A 21,777-nucleotide genomic window follows, 5' to 3' on the forward strand; every position below is an offset into this window, starting at 1 on the left:
TCAAATCAACGGTTGACGACTGAAGTTATACAAAAGACCCATTTTAGCAACCGATTACAAGCAATAAACCGGGATATAACCGATAGTATTCATTATGCCGAACGAATTCAGCAATCGTTGATGCCGAATCAGGGTGATTTGTTAAAGGCTTTTCCCGGATCCTTTGTGTTGAATTGTCCAAAGGACATTGTAAGTGGAGATTTTTATTGGTTTCATAAAACCTCCAAAGTGGCAATGATAGCGGCGGCAGATTGCACTGGGCATGGCATACCGGGCGCCTTTATGAGTGTTTTGGGGATTACCTTATTGAATAAAATTGTAAGCACCGGAGAATGGGAAAGGCCGGATGTGATTATTGAATTATTGGATTTGGAGATAAACAACTCCTTAGGAATGGGACGGAAGGAGCATTTACACGATGGGATGGATATTGCCTTATGCGTACTGGATTCGAGTAAACAAAAGGTGCAGTTTGTTGGAGCCATGAGCACCATTGTGCATGTGACCCAGCAAGGAATCGCCCAGGTTTACAGAGGAAACCGATTTGGTTTAGGCGGGTATATGCGAATGGACATCAAGAAGTTTGAGATACAAGAATTCACTTATTCGCCGGGAGATATGATTTACTTCTTTTCGGATGGATACATTGACCAGTTCGGAGGAGTTTTGGGGAAGAAGTTTTACTTTAAGAATTTATTGTCCTTGTTTAAATCCATTTATTCGATGGAAGGCGAGAGTCAGAAGCGACGCTTGTTAAGTGAATTTATGCAATGGAAAGGAGATTGTGACCAAACGGATGATGTGCATGTGATGGGTATACGGCTGTGACCAACAAAATGGAGGAAGGAGGATAACTGGTTGGGGTTCCGTCGGGTAGGGATAGAGCCAGATACCCCACAGGCCACCAAGGCCCTAGCCTGGGTGGACGAGGAGTAGCGGCGATAGCCCGACCATTTGCCTTGCACACTATTTGAATGGAGCAGATTCTTGGTGGCAAATGGGACCCGCCAAACAATAAAAAAAGAAAAGAACCGGAAAAGTGGAAGAAAATTTGGGGTTAGAATAGGCTTCAATTGCCTTATCTTCGCCGCCAAATTATTCCATATTTATGTCGTTAGAATTTTATAAAAAAGACACCAAAACAGCGTTAGAGGCCAAGGAATATGCTCAGTGGATTGCCTTTGGTCCATCGGTATTTCAGGCTGCCAGAATATTAAGAAACTCGGGTATATTAACTGCCATAGAACAATCGGGAAAGCAAGGCTTAAGTTTAGAAGAAGTGGTAGAAAAGACCCAAATGCCTTTGTATGGAGTAAGAGTATTATTGGAAGCAGGTTTAGGGATAGGATTGGTATTGTTAAACGATGGAAAATTTACCTTAACCAAGACCTCCTTTTTTATCCTTCATGATAGGTTAACTGTATCGAACATGGATTTCTCACATGATGTGAACTATCTAGGCATGTTTGATTTGGAGAAATCGATTTACAGCGGAAAACCAGAAGGATTAAAAGTATTTGGGGAGTGGAAAACGGTTTATGAGGCCTTGGCGCATTTACCCAAGGACATTCAGAAATCGTGGTTTGCCTTTGATCATTTTTATTCGGATGATGCTTTTCCGGCTGTGTTACCGGAAGTGTTTAAGAACAAACCTAAGTATATGGCAGATATTGGAGGGAATACCGGGAAATGGACCTTGCAAAGTTTAGGCTATGATTCGGAGGTTAGAATGGCCATATTGGATTTGCCCGGTCAATTGAACATGGCAAAGGCTAACATCGCAGAGAAGGGATTGGCAGACCGGGTTGATTTTTTTGAGATCAACATTTTGGATGAGAATCAAAAAATACCGAAAGGCTTTGATGCTATTTGGATGAGTCAGTTTTTAGATTGTTTTTCGGAGGCAGAAATTGTTTCGATTTTGAACCGTTGTTATGAGGCATTGGATGAGGAAGGCCGGGTTTACATATTAGAGCCATTTTGGGATAGGCAGCGTTTTCCGGCATCGGCTTTTTGTTTGCAGCAAACCTCCTTGTATTTTACAGCAATAGCCAATGGAAACAGCCAGATGTACTATTCCGAAACATTTTTAAAATTGGTTGACAGGGCCGGATTTGAGGTAGTATCGCAGAAAGATGGATTAGGCGTAAGCCATACATTATTGACTTGTAAGAAAAGATAACATGCAAATTTCAGAACGCGGAAAGGCTATGCCTTCGTCTCCCATTCGTAAGTTGGTTCCATTTGCTGAGGCGGCAAAACGATTAGGAAAAAAGGTTTACCATTTGAATATTGGTCAGCCTGATATTGAAACACCGAAGGTAGTTAGGGATGCTATTCACCAATTGGACTTAAGGGTGTTGGAGTATTCACATTCGGCGGGAAATGAGAGTTATCGGAGGAAGCTTTCAGATTATTACAAGAGTGTGGGCATTTATGTGGAATATGATGAGATAATGGTAACAGCCGGGGGAAGTGAAGCCTTGTTATTCGCCATGATGACCTGTTTAAATCCGGGCGATGAGGTAATTTCACCGGAGCCATTTTATGCCAATTACAATGGTTTTGCTCAAACGGCAGGTGTAGTGATTAAGCCGGTTACGGCATCGATAGAGACCGGGTTTGCACTACCTCCCGTGGCAGAAATTGAACGTGCCATTGGACCTAAGACCAGGGCTATTATTATTTGTAATCCTAACAATCCAACCGGATATTTATACAAGAAGGAAGAGTTATTGGCATTGGAGGAGGTAGTAAGGAAGCATTCGTTGTATTTGTTTAGCGATGAGGTTTACCGGGAGTTTTGTTATGATGGGAATGAACCTTTTTCGGCCATGAATTTAAGTTCGATCCGGGATCAGGTAGTGATGATTGATAGTGTTTCTAAGCGATACAGCATGTGTGGCGCAAGGATAGGAACCTTGATTACCCATAATCGGGCGGTTTATAATACGGCAATGAAATATGCCCAGGCAAGGTTAAGTCCTCCGTCCTTGGGTCAGGTTGCTGCCGAAGCTGCGATTCAAACACCGGATGCCTATTTTAAGGAGGTTTCAGACGAATATGTTAAGCGACGTAATTTGGTTGTAGACCGTATTAATCAAATTCCGGGAGCTTTATGTCCTACTCCGGGAGGCGCGTTTTATGCCATTGCCAGGTTGCCGATTGATGATAGTGATAGGTTTTGCCAATGGTTGCTTGAAGAATTTTCGTACAACAATTCCACGGTGATGTTGGCTCCTGCCACCGGTTTTTATGCCACTGCGGGTTTAGGGAAGAATGAGGTTAGGATAGGGTATGTGCTGAATTTGGATGATTTATCGGGTGCCATGGATTGTTTAGAGAAAGCCGTAGAGGTTTATCCGGGCAGGGTATAGTCCTTTTTTGTACAAGCTAAAAAAACAGTCAGAATGAATTGCTGGGTTTACCCCTCCCGAAGCATTTTGGGAAGAAGTTGTTATCAATTTGGACAAACAAATTGATTTACAAATTCTTAACTCGTAGATGCATTTCTTATACGTAATCTGGGTTTAACCTAAATTCATGTTATGCGGGCCCCCTCCGCCCAAAACAAATTTTTGCTAAACCCCAAACAACCTGCACGGGCGTTCGGGTCACGCTATCGTCTGTAGTCCAAGCCGCCCCCCGCTATTGCCTTTTGGGCTTGGAGCTACTTGCCTCTATCGTTGCCCGAGGGTGCAATCCCTAAGGATACCACACTTATACACTATTTTCAAGAAAATAAAAGCATAGAATTGAACTACACAGAATGTCTGTTCAGTATTAAATCCTTGTACCCAAACTTCAGGACAGGCAATTCTTTTGAATTAAGTCCCAATGTTCCTGGCACATCTTTTCTAGTGAAAAGAAGTTTTGAATTCTATTATGGTTTTTCGAACCAATTTCCTGAATGAGGCTAGGGTTAAGGGCAAATTTTAAGATGTTTTTTGCCAGACCTTCTGCATCTTTAGGTTCAGACAAAAATTCTGCATTTTCGGCACCAACAGCTTCAAAGATTCCGGGAATATTCGTACCAACCACCGGAATTTTAAGGTTCATTGCTTCTAAAAGGGAGTTTGGCAAACCTTCGGTATTAGAGCTTAGGATATGAATATCGGAGGCCAGGTTCAATCCTGAAATGTCTTTAACATTACCCAGGAATTTGACATTACCGTATATACCCAATTCAATAGCCAGGCTAATGAGTTCCTGGGTGGCATTTCCCAGCATGCCGGCCAAAAGAAGGCAAGGGTTAATGTTGCTTTTTTGGAGAGTTTCTACAACAATTTTCCATGCCAAAAGCAGGGTATGGTGGTCTTTACGGAGCGCGATATGAGCAACCATGAGTGCCACAAAGTCATGGTTGCCGATTCCTAATTTTGATCTCCATTCTTCCTTAGAAAAAATTGGATCAATCTTTTCGGGACCATTGTAAACTACTTTTATTTTTTCTGTTGGAACGTGGAGGGTTTTATTTAGGAAATCTCCTCCATTTTTGGAATTGGAGATAAAGACAGGGGTATTTTCAAGGGCAATTTTATCAGCTTTTTTATCGAAGGCGTACCCTCCGGCTTCGATTCCTTGTTGGCCCCAGATAAAATACTTTGCTCCGGTTTTTTTCCAAATTAGACCTAGCAACAGATTAGGTTGGTTAGTATACCCAAGAAGCAGATCTGGTTTAAACTCTTTGAACAATTTAGCATATTCCCAAATTTGTTTTGGGTACAAGTATCTGGCTAATCCTCTAAAATAACCAATTTCTTTGGTTTTTAGATTGTAACGGTCGCAAACAATCTTAGCAGAGCCATCCCCAGGCATAAAGTGCCAGATTTCAACCTTACATTTTTTTTCGTTTTGAAGCCAGGCCCCAAAGAGTAATGCTTGTTTTTCGGCACCACCAAGACTGAGTGCATCAAGTAGAATAATGGTTCGGAGAGACATTTAATGTAATAATTAGTTTTTCCTAAAAAGGGCAATAAGCAATCTGAGCGGTAATAAAATATTTTTACCAAGTTTGAATTCTCTTGATCGTTGAATATCCACAAGTTGGGAGGTTTTCAGTTTAAACTCATCCAGTAATAATTTCCAGTGTTTTTTGTAGATATATTCCAGAATTGGATCCAGGTTTTTATTGGCAACCTGAAATGTTCTGGAATTTTCAAGAACCCGGATATGTAAGAAAGTTTTTTCAAATTTTTTAAAGGAGTAGTTTAGTTCTGCAAAGGAAAGCCAAAGTTCCCAATCTTCCAGTCCTAGTTTACTGAGGTATTCATCGTATAGTCCTGCTGTTTCAAGAGCCGACTTTCTGATTACACTTGTTACGAACAAAGGATTGTAGGTTAGAAAGTTGAATTTTTCAAAATTTGGAATAGAAAGAAACTCGTTCGATGCTCCAAATTTGCTACCGTTTCCATAAACTACCTGATAGTTTAAATTGGATTCAAGAAATTGTACTGCATCGGTAAGAAAAGGATCTCCCAGTTTATCATCACCATCCAATGGAAGGATATATTTTCCGTTGGATGCAGCAATTCCGATATTTCTGGCTATGCTAGGACCGGAATTAAGCTTTGTTTTAAGAAACTGAATAGTAAGCGAGCTTTGGTTTAAAACGGCCTTAGAAGCTTCTTCGGAGGTAGAGCAATCGTCAATAATAATAATTTCCAGATTTTTATAATTCTGATTTTTTATGGAATTTATGGTTTCATTGATAAAGGATCCATGGTTAAAGTAAGGGATTATGATAGAAACCAGGGGTAAGTTAGTAGCATCTGTCATAGCCGATTATTTTGATAGGACCTTACACCAAGATTGCTCAAAAACCTCTTTAATGAAGTGGGTTTTTGCATAGTTATAGCTTGCCATACTCAATTGGTTAAACAATTCTGGAGCGTTGGCAATTTTAGTGATTGTTTGAACGAATTCTGTAATAATTTCATCTTCATTTTGCGAATTAATCAAGTATCCGTTTATCTCATGTTGGATATGGTCACTAATTCCTCCAACATTAGTTGAGATGCAAACGGCAGAATGTGCCATTGCTTCCATAATTACCATAGGCATTCCTTCCCTGGAGGAACAAAGAATGAGGATATGGATTTTATCGTACCAATTAAACAATTCCGATTCATTTGAAATATTTCCTAGGAATTGGCAAGCAAGTCTATTTTCAGGCTCAATTCCATCGATTAAATCTGGTCCGATTAAGTAAAAGTTACAGGGGCAACTAGTGCTTAATTTTTGGGCAATCCGTCCAACTAAATGAACCCTTTTTTCAGGACTATTTCTTGAAACAAAGGCAATATTTATTTGATCTAGAGGGGGTTTTGGTTGGAAATGTTGCGGTACAAAAACCATATTTTGAATAACAAACACCTTTTCATTTAAAGTATCCGGTAAACCATTTTCAGAATAAAGCCATTTAAAGTCCTTTTTGGTTTTCGAATTAATTGTGATTCGTTTGTTTAATCTGGCTGCAACAGGAAGACTGCTGTATTCGGCACCATCTTCACCTTTATGCACAAAGGCGTGGATTAAGTCAATGCAATGAACATTTTGGTTAAATTGTGGGATCAAGGAATAATAGAATAGGCAATTTCCACCGAAGCTGATAGAATTTGGACTTCTGTTTATTTTCCAAATAATGGATTTTTTGAGAAGAGTTCCCAGGGTATAATTTCTTTTCAGGAAATTGGAAAGATCAAAGGTAACACCTGTTTTTTCGAATTCACTAAGTAAGAAATTGTCGGAAGACGGGTTGGTAAAAAAAATCCAAGGTTTGGAGGAAGAAATGGCATGGGCAATATCAAGATGAACCTTTTCTGCTCCTCCTGTGTGGTAATATGGGAAAAAGAGGAAAGTATTTCCGGGATTGTGTTTGAAAATTATGCTTAAAATTACTTTAACTGTATTTAGTTGCAGAACTGCGTAATCATATAACTTAACTACTAAACCATACAAACCCAGTTTTTTCAAAAGCAACTTAAATACTTCCATTTTTAATTGAAAGACAGGAGGGTGTTAATGGTTTTGAATAAGGTAATCAACCGGAGCTATTTTATCTCTAAAGAAATAGAACAATCGTTTTGGAGTGGTAATCAGCCTTTGTCTTTTGGCTTTTTCTACACCTAAAATGGTAGGATTCTTTTTAGGTTTGAAATTTGGGTTTATTTCTAAAACATATTTTTCAATCAAACCAAAAACACTTACCTCGTTGTATTCCTTGATGCTACGTCTCCAACCGGCAGCGGCAATTGCTCGTCTTTCTTCATCATGGGCAAGGTAGTACTTGGTTTTTTCAATTGCCTCCGGAATGGTATCAAATCCAATAACTTCCTTATCTAATTCAAATATTTTTCCCAAATGGCTTTTGTTATCGCATATCTGAAGCACACCACAGGCAGGGAGGGTATAAGTTCTAAAATTAATTGGGCCGGTGCTATTGTGGAAATTGGGGCCAATTTTAGTGTTTAGGTAAAGTGGAATTCTTTGATTTTCATCCAAAAAACCTTTAGGCCAGCCTGCACCAAAATAGCTACCATCTGGGAAAGCGCTGGCGTATTGATCGAGTCTTTTAATTCTGTCTGGTATAAATTTCCTTTCACAAAGAAGAGCGATGTCATTTGTTCTATTTCCCGTCATAATTTGTTCTTCCGTGAGTGAAGGATCATAATCGGTAGATAGAAACCCAAGAGGCCAAAATTTAGCATTTTTTACTCCCCAGGATTTGTAGGTATCAACTTCTGCAATATTACCTACCATGCAGAGGTCGTAGTAAGGAGCCACCGGTTTGGATAGAAATTCGGAAGCTTCAGGGTCGTCAAAGCAGGCATAAATATTAAATGTTGGAAGTGTTTGGATAAATTCCGGATGAATATTAATACCATTCCAATTAATGAAAATGTCGAAATCTTCTGCCTTTCTGGCAAGGTTTTCATACATCTGCAATAATCCTTTATCACCCAAATTCCAGCGCATATCGAGTTGTTTCCACCAAAAAGGAGGCCCCGGCGGATTAACGGTTAATGGGAAACTTTCCACCTCAAAACCGGCTGAACGTAATCTGCTTAGCCACTGATTTATTGTTGTAGCAACGTCAACAGGGTAGTTATAGTAGCTAAATCCTAGTAGAATTTTCATCAAAATTTATTTAACAAATCAACAACAGTATGAATGTCTTCCTCAGAATGGCAGAAGGAAATTGGCAGGCTTAAAATAGTTTGGTGTATTTCTTCAGAAACTGGGAAACTCAGGTTAGGGAAGAGGTTTTCATACGCTTTTTGTTTATGAGGAGGAATAGGGTAATGAATTTCTGTTTTTACTCCATGATCTAATAAGTAATTTTTTAGTTGATCTCTTTGTTGATGTCTGATGGCATAAATGTGGTAGACATCGAAGTAATTGGGGTCGACAATTGGTTTTATAAAATGATCAGATAATTCAAGGTTATAAATAGTAGCTAACTTTCTTTTATGGGAGTTTATCTGGTCGAGGTGTCTCAATTTGACTCTAAGAAAGGCGGCTTGAATTTCATCTAATCTGGAATTAATCCCGATGTAGTCGTTATAATATTTAACTTTAGATCCGTAGTTTCTAAGGTATTTTAATTTATCAGCCAGTTGGGTGTCATTGGTTGTAATTGCACCGGCATCACCAAGGGCTCCAAGGTTTTTTGTAGGGTAAAAGCTATGTGCTCCGCAATGGCCAAGGTTACCGGATTTGGTACCATTTACCTGCGCACCATGGCTTTGAGCGCAATCTTCAATTACTGTCAGGTTGAACTCGGTGGCCACCTCCATAATTTCGTCCATTGGACATACTTTGCCATAAAGGTGAACAACCATAATGGCCTTTGTTTTTGGGGTAATCGCCTTAAGTATTCCTTGTTTATTTATGGTATAAGTGCTTATTGAAGGTTCAACCAGAATAGGTTTAAGTCCTGCTTTAAGGATGGCCAGAATGGTAGCGATATAAGTGTTCGAAGGGACTAAAACTTCACTCCCTTCCGGAAATTCATAAGCGTCTAATGCTAAAATAAGCGCATCCAGTCCAGATGCAACACCAATACAGTATTTAGTCCCACAATAATTTGCGTATTCAATTTCAAAGGATTCAACCTCCTTTCCTAAAATATACCATCCACTTTCCAAGGTTTTTTTGAAAACATCTTGGTATTCTGAAAAGAATGGTTCATTTAGTTTTCTAAGATTTTCGTAGTCGATCATAGTTCTGGGTATGGTTGGTAAATATAATCAGAAGGATCAAAAAACTCGGAAGCCAAAACCATTAGGATGGCATCCGGGGTAAACTGATACATCTGATGCCAATCTTCCGGTTCTAATATCAGGCATTTATGAGGTTTATCTAGAAGAAACTCAGACTTGACCATTCCATTGTTGTTTCCGATAATGCAGGAACCTTGAATACATACAGCCGCCTGGATGGTTTTTTTATGCCTATGTCCTCCTCTAACTGAATCATCGACGCCATAGATATAGAATATTCGTTTAATATCAAATGGAATTACTTTTTCAATTACAGTTAGATTTCCACGAGAATCTGTGAATGTTTTTAGATCAAGAATATGTGCCAAGATAAGGTTTTAGTATTTGTAGTAATGGTGCCTTTCAAATTCGTTTAGATGGGCTTTTACAGCATTTATAGCCTGAATAGGTTTAAACCTAAAGAAGTAATAGAAAAAGTCCTTTCGGCAAAGGTATAATTTATCTCTAAGAGTAAGTGGTGGTTTAGGGGAAGGTTTAATAATACCATTGGGTTCTATGTCGGGGAATTTCTGAATTAATTCTGTTCTCTTCCTTGTTAAGAGGTTAACGTAAGGGAAATAGAATAATTTAATGGCCTCTTTAGGTAAAATGTCAGGGGTAAAGTAAACTATATTGTTTTGAAAGAATTTTAATGCATGGTAATGAAAGAATACAACCTGAAATTTTTTCCTACTGATTTTTGATTCAATAGAAAGTTTTCCGTTAGCATCTTTTGAAGTAATATACTGTTGAATATTCCAGGTTGCCAGGCCACCTCCTTCATGTTGCAAAACATGCACTCCTTCAAATCGGGTTGGCCAATCGTCCAGGTATTTCTGATCTCCAAATTTACCATCTTCAAATCGATCAAAGCACCATTCCAAACATGCGTTTCTCCACCATAAACAAACTTCTCTTCCGTTGGTGTTGTTTTTAAAGGTAATAAATTGAACATTGTATTTGCCAGCTTTTTCTTCAAGTCCTTCAGGGTTAGTGTATCTGTGTTCAGTAATTAACACAGATTTTTCACCCATTTCTTCAATCAATTGGCCGGGATTGGAATAAAAGACCATATCTGCATCCAGGTAGGTACAGTGGTCAACCTCGAAATTATTCAGAATATACCAGACTGTAGAAGGCGTATTTGTCCAACAGTATTCAGCAATGGTTCTGGATTTTTTAACTTGTAATAATTCTTCATCTTCGTATTCTTCTAAGCTTATCGGAGTAAGCTTAGGCAGATTCAATGTTTTTAAAATGGAATAGCATTTTTCATCAAAAGCAAAAACGTACAGATGGAAATCCGGGCAATTGGCTATTAATGAATCATAAAGCACCAATCCTCGGGATAAGTAATTGCTATCAAAGAGGGTGCAAAAGTTAAGTCTCATTTTTGGGTTTTCTTATTAAGTAAAAACCTTTCCAATAGATTCGTATTCCATCATCGGTTAAACCATCATTATCGGTTGAACTCGGAAATTCAGCGAATAGGTAATACTGTTCCATGAAAGCATTCAAAAATTTCGATTCGCTGAAGAAGTAGCAGGGATAAGATGCATCATAAATTTCAGGGGGGACTTTTTGAATAGTAATTCTTTCTTCTTCTGACTGAAGGAAAGCATTTCGATCGATGATTATATGTTCGAAATCAAAATTCAAAAGGTATTTGATGCACTCGTAAGGGTTTTCAATATATTGTAAGACACTGGATAACAGCAAAATTGGTTTTTTGCTTGCTTCATAGCATTCTTCTAAGTTAATTGCAAAGTGAAGGTGTTCATCTTGTAATTGCTCTTTGCCTGTTTTAACAAAATGGGGCTGTTCAACAACAGTCCATTTCCAGTTATCCAAATGAGAAAAAAACTTTCTGTTTTGAAAATAGGTGCTACCAAAAGCCCCTCCAAAATCTATGATTTGAAGTTGGTTCTTTGATTGAGAATGAGCGTGTAAAATGCAAGTAACAACCGGCCAAATAAATTCCTCCTTGTAGAATAAAACCGTATCTCTCTCAAAAGACGCTTTACCTTTTTTTACGGCCATTACAGACTGAAGTGCTTTGTTAAAAATTAATTGATCTTCATATCCTTTGGCCTCTTTTTTAACCTCATCAAACGACTCAAATTTTCCAAACCAACCATATTTTTTCTCCGGTTGGGTTACAATTTCTGGATTGAAAAATAATTTTTTATAAATCTTAATAACAACAGGAGGAGTAAATAAAGCTATCCAATATTTTAGGAAAGTACTATTTACTTGACCAAATCCCATGTTATGTGCAAATTTTCAGGAATGTATTACTTTTTCTTTAAAACGAAACATACCCGATTCGTTTCCAATTCTTTGCGATCCATAATTTCAAAGAAAGGAGCAAAAGCGTTTAAATACCAATTCTCAGTATAATAGTCGGGAATAACTGGGTAAGGATCTGTTCCTCCTCCCCATAGTCCCAAAGGCATAAATTCAATAATCAGGTATTTTTTGGTAAAACTTGCGAAACGTTTAGCGATAGCCTGAATATGAAATTTTTGTCCAAGAATCAAGTGGTGAGTCAAAGCTAAAGCTACTACGCAATCACATTGGAATCTTTCTTCCGGAAGGTCTTCCTGAAAAGAGTGGGTTGGAGTCATGAAGTTGCTTACGGCAACAGTGATATTATTAAAAACGGGATTCTCTTTAAGAAAGAGGTAAAAATGGTTGATAGCATTTTCATCAAAGTCGGAAGAAATTATTTTTTCAACATTTTCGCATCTTTCAGAAACTAGCAAAGACAAAAGTCCTTCATTGCAAGCCACATCATAAACAGATTTCACATCTAAAGATTTAATAATGGAAACAATGGTATCAAACCTTGGAGTTGTTTTAATAATTTTACCTTGATTGATATATTCCTTGTGGTAGTTTTCCCAAGATGATTTTTGATGTTCTTGTTTTAAGCTTTGGATGGCATGAATCAATTTACCGGTGTTTCTTTCCCAAACCATTGGGAATTCAACTTTTCTGGTTTCTAAATACTTGGAGATTCCTTTAATGTTGGTGCTATTGGCAAGTATTAAGCCTTTATAAATAGAGAAAGAATCTTCAAGGGAAACCCGGCCATTATCGTCTCGAATTAAACTATTGGCAATAAGGTAATAGCCTTTTGCCCAAATCATAAGTGGTATAAGAGCTGTTTGTTTAAATTGATTGAGGGAGGGAATATCACCTGATGAAGGAACAACACTGCCTATGTCAACAAACTTTGGTTTGCTATTAAAAAAAACGATGTTATATAGGTGACCATCTTTAATTGTATGTCCGTTTTTTACTGATTCTTCAACCAATTGAAGGAAGAATAGACAGGCATCTTTGAACATATCAAACGACCATTCATGAGGGTAAGTAACAAAGTTGGCCGATTCATGTTCCAAAATGGAGGCAAAGGTTTGGTCATTGTTATTTTCAACAAGGAAAGTTTCAGGAAGAAATCCTTTTGCTTGTAGATTTATAAAACTTGTAGATTGAATAAATTTTAGAATAGAAGCTTGGGAATTAAATATCCCCCTAAAAAATTTATCATCTTTTTTAAAAACCATTCCTTCTTCATCGCAAAGGGAGAGGTTACTAAATTTATATTCCATCATTAAATGTCCAGGTGTTTCTTATAAGAACTTTGGTATCAATTGGAACTGTTTTACTAGAACCAAAAAAGTCAGATTCAACAATTTCAATTTCTGCTGCTGTTTGCACGTAATCAGCCATTTCAAAATTATTAAATAATGCTATGTTAAGGAAAAACTTTCCGATTCCCAAAGACACATTTGGGGGAAAGGTTGCCGTTACCTTAAAATCTTTAGAATCGGATTTGATAATCATTCCGGACGCTTCACTATCCAAAAAGGCAATTCGGGTATCGCTTTGGTCATAGATGCCAACCACAACCTTTCCGGAAAAGCCTGACTTTATATTTTGGATAATAAACTCAATGGTTAAGGTATCAGCACATTCAACTCGAACTAAATCGGTTGATTCCATCGAATTAATCTTTAAACTAGTGAATTTAGAGGATCCGTTTCCTTGTCTGTCGGCACGTTTGTCAATGGTAATGGTTTGTGCCAAATTGGATTGAATGTCAAAATATTTATCTACAATTTCATCGACTCCGCCCATTTTAGCCACTTGTCCATTCGAAAGAAGCAAGGCATTGGAACAGAGCTGTTTAATTGCCGTCATGTTGTGACTAACAAACAATACGGTTCTGCCTTCACCGCTTACATCCTTCATTTTTCCGAGGCATTTTTTCTGGAACTCTAAATCTCCCACTGCTAAGACTTCGTCAATAATTAATATTTCAGGTTCTAAATGTGCAGAGACTGCGAAAGCCAAGCGGACATACATTCCGCTACTATACCTTTTTACCGGAGTATCGATGTATTTATCAACGCCGCTAAAGGCTACAATTTCATCAAACTTTCTTTTCACTTCAGAATACGTCATTCCTAAAATAGCTCCACTTAGGAAGACATTTTCACGGCCTGTTAAATCTGGATGAAAGCCAGTACCTACTTCAAGTAAGCTTGCAATTCTACCTTTTACCTTTATAGATCCAGATGAAGGACTGGTTACTCTTGATAGTATTTTTAGAAGTGTTGATTTACCTGCCCCATTTTTTCCGATTATTCCAAGTACCTGACCTTGTTCAACGGAGAAATTGATGTCTTTTAATGCCCAAACATAGTCGCCTTTTATGGCAGAAGTTCGGTCGTTTTCTTCTCCAATTTTGAAAAAGGGGTTTTCTTTTTTCATTAAATTAGCCCAGGCAATCCTTAAATCATCCTTTAAAGTTCCGGTACTAACTTTACCTAACCTATAAAGTTTGCTTAAATTTTCAACTTTTATTATAGTAGACACCTAATTAATGATTATTGAGGAATTGCTAATACTTTTTTTGGGAATTTAAATGGTATCCATAAAGGAACGTTCAACTTTTGAAAACACAAAAATCCCTATAACTAAACTTAAGAAAGCAAAGATGGAAGAATAAGCTAAACCATTCCATGGAATTGAACCTGCATGTAAAAAAATATACCTAAAGGTTTCCACAATGGATGATAATGGATTAATAAGGGAATAGATTCTAAATCTTTCAGGAATGAATGAAGTGGGATAAATAACCGGGGTTGCGTACATCAATAATTGCATTCCGAATCCGATTAGAAAAGTAAAATCACGGTATTTGGTAGTTAATGAGGAGAAAATCATTCCGGTTCCCATTCCTATAACTGCCATGAGAAGAAGTAAATAGGGCAGAAGGAATATGGATAATCCCACCTGGAGGGTACCTGGATATTTAATAAAATAAAAGCCAAAAATCAAAAGGAATAGTAAAAACTGGACACCAAATTTAAAGAGACTCGAAATTACAGTTGACATTGGAACCACTAACCTGGGAAAATACACCTTTCCGAAAATTCCTGCATTGGATGAAAAGGTGGCAGAGGTTCTGTTGAAACACTCAGCAAAATAGCTCCAAATAACAATACCGCATAGGTAAAACAAAACAGGGGGGGAGTCGTTAGTTGGGATTTTCGCAACTTCACTAAAAATTACTAAGTAGGTTATGGTAGTTAAAACAGGTGGGATAAAGAACCAAAACACACCTAAAATGGTTTGCTGATAAACGGTAACAATATCTCTTTTTACAAATAACCAAAGTAAATCTCTGTAATTCCAAACATCACCTAAACCAATATCAAACCATGATTTGGTTGGTTTGATTTCCATTGTCCAATTTTGTTCCTTCTGGTTTTCCAACGAATTAAATTCAGATTGCAAAAATAGTCTCATTCCAACTACTTTTTATGTCTCATGCCTATGCTATAGTGAGTTCTATTCTTATTCGGAACGAAATACTTTGTAGATGGTTTTTATGCTAATTAACTGAAGCAGGAATGCTATTACCAAACCTAATCCACCTAGACTAATAAATTTAAGCAGCCAATACATCGAACTAAATTGGTTTGAAATAAGCGAAAACCCAAATATGCAGAAAATGGAAAGTATTGAAAATCGAAGTAAATCATAAATAGAGAAGTTGATTTTAAACTTTTGCCTTACAATCCATACTTGAGCTATACTATTAAATACCTGAGTGGTTAAGCTGGCTAAGGCCGCTCCATTAGCCTTCATGGTTGGAATAAACACAAAATTTAAACCAACATTTAATACCATACTGCCCAAAGCAATATAGTTCAGTTCCCTTAAACTTCCATTCGCGGTTAATAAAGTGCCAAATACATAGGAAGAGCAAATGGGTAAAAAACAGAGCATTAATACCGCTAATACCTCATAGGATGATTCCTCAGACTGCGGATAAAGCATCGTTATAATTTCCTTGTTAAAACTGATGCAAAGTCCAACCAGGATTAGGGCCGGTACAAATAATAATCGAAATGCCAATTGACTAACTTCTCCAATGGATTCCTTTTCCTTGAGCATTTTTGAAAACAAGGGAAGTAATAGTACTGAAAATAAATAAGCAATCATATTGGCCGAATCCAATAACCGATAAGCTTGTGCGTAAATGCCTGATTGTTCCGCTCCATCCGGAAGTAAGCGCTCTAACATAACTGTATCAATACGATTGTAAAATGCCATTAATAAGGTAAGCATGGCAAAAGGAAAGCTCTTTTTTAAAATTACCCTCAATAACATAGGATTCCATTGTAGCCTTTTTAACCTTGCCTTTTTTAATACAATTACCAGAGTAAACAAGGCTGTTAAGAAGTAACAAAAACTCTGAATCCAAATAAAATGCTCAACAGTAAACCGCTTTTGGTAGGTATGACTCAACAGTAAACCTCCGCAAATAAATATCATTAATAAGCGATCCAGTACGGAAATAAAACTGTCTATCTTAAACAAATGCAATCCTTGAATGTTGGATCTTAAATACAAAATGAAGGAAAGTAAAAACTGATTGAATCCCAATCCAACCAACATCCATAATTTTCTTTCATCATACTGGAGCAGAACACCTACTACCAATAAAATAATCGAATAAAAAATCGCCAATAGGAGTTTTAAAACTACCAAAGACGAAAGGTGCTTGTTCAATAAAAAACTATGCTGTGAAATATTTCGGTTGTTGAAATTGGTAATCCCAACATCCAGTAGGATATTCATTACCAAACTCAAATTGAATAAGGCAAAATATAAACCATATTCCGTCTCGCCAACCAAATTCTGAACCTCTCGGTCTATTCCCAATATCCAAAATGGCTTGATGAGCAAGTTTAGGAATAGGAGTAAGGCAAGATTGGTTACAAATTTCTTCTGAGACAAGTTTAAAAAGGCTTAAGGATTCAACTCACTGTATTTATAACCTACACCCCGAATAGAAATGAAATGCCTGGGGTTTTTAGGGTCTGTTTCAAAGTATTTTCGAAAATCAACAATCAAATTATCAATGGTTCGGGTGTTTGGAAACGAATTATATCCCCATACTGTATCTAATATCTGCTCCCGACTAACTACCTCATTCTTACGCTCAACTAATAAGCGTAATAACATCATTTCTTTTTTGGAAAGTGTATGCAGCTGTCCTTTGGAATCACTTATTTCAAAACTAGTAAAATTAATCAGACAACCATTGATGGTATAAGTAGATGGTAAATTGCCTTCTTTTTTATTTCGACGCAATAACAATTGTATGCGGAGCAATAGTTCTTCTAAATCAAAAGGTTTTGCCAAATAATCATCAGCCCCAATTTTTAATCCAAAAACCCTATCCTCACTCGAATTTTTTGCTGTGATAAAGAGGATAGGTACATTGTTGTTCTCCAACCTTAAGGTCTGACAGATCGTAAATCCATCAATTTCGGGCAACATAACATCTAACAATACTAAATCAAATCGCTTATTACGAATTTCTTTTAAGGCTTCTCCACCCGTTGTGGCAGTGTAAACAGCATATCCTTCAAGTTCTAAATTGAGCTTGATTACATCCAACAAACTTTCTTCGTCTTCAACTAATAAGATTCGGGCATTCTGCACGATGCAAAGAAAGGTAGAAATTGGGAAAGTTTGATAGCAAAAACAAATCCTTTTCAGTTCGTATTTGCTCTTGATTGTTCTTTTGCATCCTTACCTTTGTCGCCAAATTATGAATTTCAAACTTCGTACGGATCTTTTCCCTTCAGTGGAAACCATTATTTTCGATTTAGGTGGGGTTTTATTAAATATCGATTATTACCTTACTCAAAATGCCTTCGAACAATTGGGTGTACTCCACTTTGACCAAGCTTATTCACAAGCTAAACAATCTTCATTATTCGATGATTTAGAAACAGGAAAGCTAAATCCGGATCAATTCCGCGATGAAGCCCGGCGAATCCTTGTTCCGGGTTTGAGCAATAAACAAATTGATTCAGCTTGGAATGCCATGTTACTGGATTTGCCCGCCATTCGGGTGCAATTGCTTAAAAATATCCGAAATAAATACCGTACCTTCCTATTGAGTAATACCAATAAAATTCATTATGATGCTTATACCAAATACCTGGAACAAGCACATGGTTTTGTTGATTTTGCTGAATTAATGGAAAAACAATACCTTTCCTTTCAAATAGGTTTGCGTAAACCCAACGCAGATTGCTTCCAACTTATCCTGGATGAAAATAAGCTTAACCCCAATACTACCTTATTTATTGATGATAGCATACAACATGTGGAAGGAGCAAAAGCTGTGGGTCTTCAAGCCTACCACTTGAACGTACTAAATGGTGAAAAAGTAGAAGACCTTTTCCTAACTTAGTTCTTGTTTCCTTTGAAATCTCCGGAAGAGGTCGTACTGAATTCAGTCGTTTTACTATAGTTCAAAATACCCTGAATGGTTGTACCGGATGGCTCTGTTATTCCTTCGTCCAAAATTTTCTTTTCCTCCTGGCTTAAGTTTAATGATTCCATTTCCAATTCTTCTTGCCATTCAATAGTCTTCTCCCCGGATGATTGATTTTTATTCGTGTAAACAATTCCCATATGAAAAATTTAAAGTGCCTGGAAAACGAGTGTACAGAGGCTTTATTGCCTGTTCTCAAAATTAATAATCTTTTTTAAGAATTCCAACTATCAGGCACTGTATTTTCTCCATTTTTCTATCAAATTCTGCATGTCAGTTGGTAACTCGCTGTCAAAAAACATTTCTTCTCCGGTAGTCGGATGTATAAAACCAAGGGATTTTGCATGCAAGGCATGCCTAGGACAAAGCTCCATGCAGTTTTCTACAAATTGTTTGTACTTGGCAAAGGTTGTTCCCTTAAGTACCTTGTTCCCTCCGTAAGTTTCATCATTAAACAATGGATGTCCAAGGTGCTTCATGTGTACCCGAATCTGATGGGTCCTTCCGGTTTCTAGTTTACATTCTATTAAACTCACATAGCTAAACCGCTCTAAAACCTTATAATGGGTTACAGCATGCTTGCCTTGACTTCCATCTAAATACACCTCAAAAACTTTTCTATCCTTTATCCCCCGACCTATATGTCCGATTACCGTGCCTTGGTCCTGTTCCGGATTTCCCCAAACTATGGCCTGATACGTTCGTTTGGTGGTGCGATTAAAAAATTGACTGGCTAATTTTACCATGGCAATTTCACTCTTTGCCATAACCATAATACCAGAGGTGTCTTTGTCAAGTCTATGAACTAATCCCGGACGGGGTATTTCGTTGCCGGGAAGTTGAGGCAAATTTTTAAAATGATACATTAAGGCATTTACCAGGGTGCCTGAATAATTACCATATCCCGGGTGTACTACCAAACCGGCTTGTTTATTAATCACTACTAAATCGTCATCTTCGTAAACAATATCCAAAGGAATGTTTTCCGGAATAATTTCTTTATCCCTCGGAGGATGAGCCATAACAACCTGTATGACATCATGTGCCTTTACCCGATAATTGCTTTTTACCGCTTTACCATTGGCCAAAATATTGCCGTTTTCGGCCGCTAACTGAATTTTGGTTCGTGAAGCATTTTCAATTCTGTTTAATAGAAATTTATCTACCCGAAGTGGCTCTTGCCCTCGATCGGCTTTAAACCGATGATGTTCAAATAACTCTTGCTCGTCCTCCTGCCCTTGCAGAAATTCATCTTCTTCCAACTCGTACTTCATGCCTTTCCGAATTAATGGGAAACGAGCAATTTCTGTGTTTTGAAGGAAACACCCCGGTTGTCAACTACCGATACCAAGTATACTCCACTTTGTAACTCCCCAACCTGTATTACTTCGGTTGCATCTGCATTGATGAGTATTCGTCCGGAGATATCTTTGATTTCAGCCCTATATTTTTTGCCAAATTCAAATTGGTTGGAATGCAGCCTGATGGTTTGGTTGGCAGGGTTGGGAAGGATTCCAAAATTCCATGCAGGCGATTTTTCTTCCATGCCAATTGGAGTTGTAAATGGATCTCCAAAGCATGGTCTGATCATCCAGGTTCCGGGTAGCTGACTCTGATACCAACCGTTCCCATCCTGAATGTCGTAAAACATGTTCTCATTGGAATTGATGTTTCTGTCAAATCCTAATCCTAATACCTGGTTGGTTTGCTGCTGCCAGCCAATAAACACGTATCCACCGGTATCAACCACCAAATCCGTATCAATAAAATAATAAGCAAAATCATTAATTCGGGTAAAAAAGTCGGATGTGCCAAACTTTGGTTTCAAAGAATCTTTTTCGTAAATTAAGTTTTCCGGATACTCATTTCCTGTCCATACTTTTAAGGTAAACATGTAAGGACTATTTTGAGCAAAGAAATTGATAGAAATGGGGTCAAAGTACATGGCTACTGCTCTCAAAAAATCCTGTTTGTAAATCTTAAAGCGCATGGCAAGCATGGAGTTGTTTACATTTAATCCGTATCCGTTTTCTGCTGTGCCATCATCATATGCATAATAGTTGTAGAATTTTTGGTGGAAAGTAACAGTATCGTTTGATCTTATCAGGTCAGAAGCTACCCCTTTCGAATAAATTTTAAATTCGTAGTTGGCCGTATCGTTTCCGGTTATGTTGGAAGGGAATTCATAGCTATCATTCAACTTAGGCAATTGAAACGAATTTCCCCCTGCAACGTCAAAACAGCCTGCCGATAAAAAGCAGGAAACTCCCGGAGCCAGGTTTCCATTGGATTCCCCGCAGGTAATAGGGCCAAGTCCATCGCCTTCCATGGTATAGAATAGTCTGAGGCTTAACTCGTTGAAATGTTGGTTGTGGAATCCAGGGGTTACCAGGGAATCCAGCATAAAGAAGGAGGTATCGTTTTTAGCTGAGTAATGGAGGTAAGGAACACTTTGGTATTCTTTTAATGGGGAGTGATAGTTGTAAATAAATGCACCATCCAGGTAATATTTATCATTGTTGTTTCTGTTTTTATCCAGGCGAACCATATCGATATGCCATAAATCTACGGCTCCGGTTAAAGTGGCCCAATTCAAAAACCTAAATTGGAATGAATTGGAATAATAGGTGGTATCCACCCAAATGGAGGCAAACTGAAATTGTTCATCCTCGGTCATTCCAGTCAGGGAATATCCTTCCGAGTACCAAACATTTCTCCAAATTCCGGCAGTATCTTTAAATTGTAGAACCAAGCTGTCAATATTTTGAGGGGCATTGGCTCCTCTGCCTTGAGCTTGGTAATAAAAGGAAAAGTAAATAGAATCAGCCTCACTATATTCACTGAGATCAATGGGTGCAGAACTCAGGTAATCGGCTTTTCCGTGAGGGAAATAATTAGGTCCAACACTCCAATCGTAAGGAACACCGGATGAATCGGCACCATCAAAGGTAGCTACCCCGATGGTAGGAGGTTGAATAGGGTAATCGTTGTTAACAAATACGTCATTGTCGGTCCAAAAAACAGTATCATTTGGGGAACAATGAGCGAGGGTAAAACTATCGTTAACCAAAACTACTGAGTCAACATATTGTATTCCTGATCCAAAAGTTCCATTCAGATAATTACTATCTAAGGTATTGTAGTTTTTAAAATAGGGAACCTCCAAATAAGGGATGTTAGGATTTTCGTAGTTAAAAAATTGAATCAGAGATGCAGGATTGGCAACCGAAGAAACAATGGTCCAACTGGAATCAAGCAATTGGTTATAGACATAGCGATAAGTAGTATCTGTAGTTCCAATGAAATTATCCAAATATGAACCATCCACTAAAAAGCGCTTGTAATGGAAATGGTTGGTTACATCGTAGGTGCCGGCCTGGTAAGAATAAAAGAATGATGTTCTTGAAAAATCTTCTACAAAGGGTAGTTTTAAAGTTTTAAATTGGAAGAAGTTAAGGGTGTCGCCTATGGATTTAGGGCGATGGGGTTGAGCTAAACTCTTATTATATTGGCTTGCATGAACATGTAAATCGGTAATTACCTCCGGTCCATGCTGGGCCCAAACACCTAGCCATAGTATTGAAAGAAGAATGGAATATAAAAATCTGGTCATTGAAATTTTTTCCTTGCGGCAACGCA

At 37.8% G+C, this 21,777-nt stretch carries 20 protein-coding genes; 4 read left to right on the forward strand and 16 right to left on the reverse strand.

Annotated elements, in window-relative coordinates; genetic code table 11:
• From K1X82_06855 to K1X82_06865, 3 genes are all read left to right on the forward strand, one after another.
• Window positions 1-828 (forward strand): SpoIIE family protein phosphatase (locus K1X82_06855; GenBank protein ID MBX7181812.1); only part of this gene is annotated, 828 nt, incomplete at its 5' end.
• 280 nt (window positions 829-1,108) lie between these two features.
• Window positions 1,109-2,182 carry an SAM-dependent methyltransferase gene (locus tag K1X82_06860; protein MBX7181813.1) on the forward strand — a complete coding sequence of 358 codons (1,074 nt, stop codon included), beginning with the start codon at window positions 1,109-1,111 and terminating at the stop codon, window positions 2,180-2,182.
• A 1-nt stretch (window position 2,183) separates the two neighbouring features.
• Complete coding sequence (locus K1X82_06865) at window positions 2,184-3,377, forward strand: pyridoxal phosphate-dependent aminotransferase (GenBank protein MBX7181814.1); 1,194 nt, start codon at window positions 2,184-2,186, stop codon at window positions 3,375-3,377.
• 427 nt (window positions 3,378-3,804) lie between these two features.
• On the opposite strand, the gene K1X82_06870 is transcribed toward K1X82_06865, so the two are convergent.
• From K1X82_06870 to K1X82_06930, 13 genes are read right to left on the reverse strand one after another with little or no spacing between them, the layout of a single operon-like run.
• Window positions 3,805-4,941, reverse strand: a complete 1,137-nt coding sequence (locus tag K1X82_06870; GenBank protein ID MBX7181815.1) for a glycosyltransferase family 4 protein — start codon at window positions 4,939-4,941, stop codon at window positions 3,805-3,807.
• Between the two features lie 12 nt (window positions 4,942-4,953).
• Entirely contained in the window at window positions 4,954-5,778 is an 825-nt protein-coding gene (locus tag K1X82_06875) for a glycosyltransferase family 2 protein (GenBank protein ID MBX7181816.1), read from the reverse strand.
• 6 nt (window positions 5,779-5,784) lie between these two features.
• Window positions 5,785-6,996, reverse strand: a complete 1,212-nt coding sequence (locus K1X82_06880; GenBank protein ID MBX7181817.1) for a glycosyltransferase — start codon at window positions 6,994-6,996, stop codon at window positions 5,785-5,787.
• A 24-nt stretch (window positions 6,997-7,020) separates the two neighbouring features.
• Window positions 7,021-8,139, reverse strand: coding sequence for a glycosyltransferase (locus K1X82_06885; protein MBX7181818.1), 1,119 nt, complete (start codon window positions 8,137-8,139; stop codon window positions 7,021-7,023).
• Window positions 8,139-9,224, reverse strand: coding sequence for a DegT/DnrJ/EryC1/StrS family aminotransferase (locus K1X82_06890; protein MBX7181819.1), 1,086 nt, complete (start codon window positions 9,222-9,224; stop codon window positions 8,139-8,141). The genes K1X82_06885 and K1X82_06890 overlap by 1 nt, the downstream gene beginning before the upstream one ends.
• Window positions 9,221-9,592, reverse strand: a complete 372-nt coding sequence (locus K1X82_06895) for an FdtA/QdtA family cupin domain-containing protein (GenBank protein MBX7181820.1) — start codon at window positions 9,590-9,592, stop codon at window positions 9,221-9,223. Before K1X82_06895 ends, K1X82_06890 begins: the two co-directional genes overlap by 4 nt.
• Before the next feature lie 9 nt (window positions 9,593-9,601).
• A complete protein-coding gene (locus K1X82_06900; protein ID MBX7181821.1) occupies window positions 9,602-10,654 on the reverse strand; it encodes a glycosyl transferase in 1,053 nt (350 codons plus the stop codon).
• Window positions 10,644-11,531: a methyltransferase, TIGR04325 family gene (locus K1X82_06905; GenBank protein MBX7181822.1), complete on the reverse strand. Its 888-nt coding sequence runs from the start codon at window positions 11,529-11,531 to the stop codon at window positions 10,644-10,646. The genes K1X82_06900 and K1X82_06905 overlap by 11 nt, the downstream gene beginning before the upstream one ends.
• A 26-nt stretch (window positions 11,532-11,557) precedes the next feature.
• A complete protein-coding gene (locus K1X82_06910) occupies window positions 11,558-12,883 on the reverse strand; it encodes a class I SAM-dependent methyltransferase (protein ID MBX7181823.1) in 1,326 nt (441 codons plus the stop codon).
• The gene (locus K1X82_06915) at window positions 12,870-14,150 is read right to left on the reverse strand and encodes an ATP-binding cassette domain-containing protein (protein MBX7181824.1); all 1,281 of its coding nucleotides are present in this window, start codon (window positions 14,148-14,150) and stop codon (window positions 12,870-12,872) included. The genes K1X82_06910 and K1X82_06915 overlap by 14 nt, the downstream gene beginning before the upstream one ends.
• Window positions 14,151-14,195: 45 nt before the next feature.
• On the reverse strand, window positions 14,196-15,086 hold the full coding sequence (locus tag K1X82_06920; GenBank protein MBX7181825.1) for an ABC transporter permease: 891 nt from the start codon (window positions 15,084-15,086) through the stop codon (window positions 14,196-14,198).
• Between the two features lie 48 nt (window positions 15,087-15,134).
• Entirely contained in the window at window positions 15,135-16,583 is a 1,449-nt protein-coding gene (locus K1X82_06925; GenBank protein ID MBX7181826.1) for a polysaccharide biosynthesis C-terminal domain-containing protein, read from the reverse strand.
• A gap of 12 nt (window positions 16,584-16,595) precedes the next feature.
• Entirely contained in the window at window positions 16,596-17,297 is a 702-nt protein-coding gene (locus K1X82_06930) for a response regulator transcription factor (protein ID MBX7181827.1), read from the reverse strand.
• Between the two features lie 106 nt (window positions 17,298-17,403).
• Between K1X82_06930 and K1X82_06935 the strand changes: the two genes are divergently transcribed.
• The gene (locus K1X82_06935; protein ID MBX7181828.1) at window positions 17,404-18,054 is read left to right on the forward strand and encodes an HAD family phosphatase; all 651 of its coding nucleotides are present in this window, start codon (window positions 17,404-17,406) and stop codon (window positions 18,052-18,054) included.
• Here the strand turns inward: K1X82_06935 and K1X82_06940 are convergent.
• The 3 genes from K1X82_06940 to K1X82_06950 form a co-directional block, all read right to left on the reverse strand.
• The gene (locus K1X82_06940) at window positions 18,051-18,278 is read right to left on the reverse strand and encodes a hypothetical protein (protein ID MBX7181829.1); all 228 of its coding nucleotides are present in this window, start codon (window positions 18,276-18,278) and stop codon (window positions 18,051-18,053) included. The two genes, K1X82_06935 and K1X82_06940, sit on opposite strands and share 4 nt — an antisense overlap.
• A gap of 90 nt (window positions 18,279-18,368) precedes the next feature.
• Window positions 18,369-19,412 (reverse strand): RluA family pseudouridine synthase, encoded by a 1,044-nt coding sequence (locus tag K1X82_06945; protein ID MBX7181830.1) that lies wholly within the window; start codon window positions 19,410-19,412, stop codon window positions 18,369-18,371.
• Window positions 19,413-19,423: 11 nt separating this feature from the next.
• On the reverse strand, window positions 19,424-21,751 hold the full coding sequence (locus tag K1X82_06950) for a T9SS type A sorting domain-containing protein (protein MBX7181831.1): 2,328 nt from the start codon (window positions 21,749-21,751) through the stop codon (window positions 19,424-19,426).
• Window positions 21,752-21,777: the final 26 nt, after the last annotated feature.

Source organism: Bacteroidia bacterium (assembly GCA_019695265.1).
Classification (GTDB): domain Bacteria; phylum Bacteroidota; class Bacteroidia; order JAIBAJ01; family JAIBAJ01; genus JAIBAJ01.

What these genes read in the sequence shown, in the direction of transcription:
- K1X82_06875 (MBX7181816.1), bottom strand. Translation starts at nt 5,778, where the DNA reads ATGACAGATGCTACTAACTTACCCCTGGTTTCTATCATAATCCCTTAC.
- K1X82_06940 (MBX7181829.1), bottom strand. Translation starts at nt 18,278, where the DNA reads ATGGGAATTGTTTACACGAATAAAAATCAATCATCCGGGGAGAAGACT.
- K1X82_06935 (MBX7181828.1), top strand. Translation starts at nt 17,404, where the DNA reads ATGAATTTCAAACTTCGTACGGATCTTTTCCCTTCAGTGGAAACCATT.
- K1X82_06945 (MBX7181830.1), bottom strand. Translation starts at nt 19,412, where the DNA reads ATGAAGTACGAGTTGGAAGAAGATGAATTTCTGCAAGGGCAGGAGGAC.
- K1X82_06885 (MBX7181818.1), bottom strand. Translation starts at nt 8,139, where the DNA reads ATGAAAATTCTACTAGGATTTAGCTACTATAACTACCCTGTTGACGTT.
- K1X82_06880 (MBX7181817.1), bottom strand. Translation starts at nt 6,996, where the DNA reads ATGGAAGTATTTAAGTTGCTTTTGAAAAAACTGGGTTTGTATGGTTTA.
- K1X82_06905 (MBX7181822.1), bottom strand. Translation starts at nt 11,531, where the DNA reads ATGGGATTTGGTCAAGTAAATAGTACTTTCCTAAAATATTGGATAGCT.
- K1X82_06890 (MBX7181819.1), bottom strand. Translation starts at nt 9,224, where the DNA reads ATGATCGACTACGAAAATCTTAGAAAACTAAATGAACCATTCTTTTCA.
- K1X82_06860 (MBX7181813.1), top strand. Translation starts at nt 1,109, where the DNA reads ATGTCGTTAGAATTTTATAAAAAAGACACCAAAACAGCGTTAGAGGCC.
- K1X82_06865 (MBX7181814.1), top strand. Translation starts at nt 2,184, where the DNA reads ATGCAAATTTCAGAACGCGGAAAGGCTATGCCTTCGTCTCCCATTCGT.
- K1X82_06900 (MBX7181821.1), bottom strand. Translation starts at nt 10,654, where the DNA reads ATGAGACTTAACTTTTGCACCCTCTTTGATAGCAATTACTTATCCCGA.
- K1X82_06870 (MBX7181815.1), bottom strand. Translation starts at nt 4,941, where the DNA reads ATGTCTCTCCGAACCATTATTCTACTTGATGCACTCAGTCTTGGTGGT.
- K1X82_06910 (MBX7181823.1), bottom strand. Translation starts at nt 12,883, where the DNA reads ATGATGGAATATAAATTTAGTAACCTCTCCCTTTGCGATGAAGAAGGA.
- K1X82_06950 (MBX7181831.1), bottom strand. Translation starts at nt 21,751, where the DNA reads ATGACCAGATTTTTATATTCCATTCTTCTTTCAATACTATGGCTAGGT.
- K1X82_06920 (MBX7181825.1), bottom strand. Translation starts at nt 15,086, where the DNA reads ATGAGACTATTTTTGCAATCTGAATTTAATTCGTTGGAAAACCAGAAG.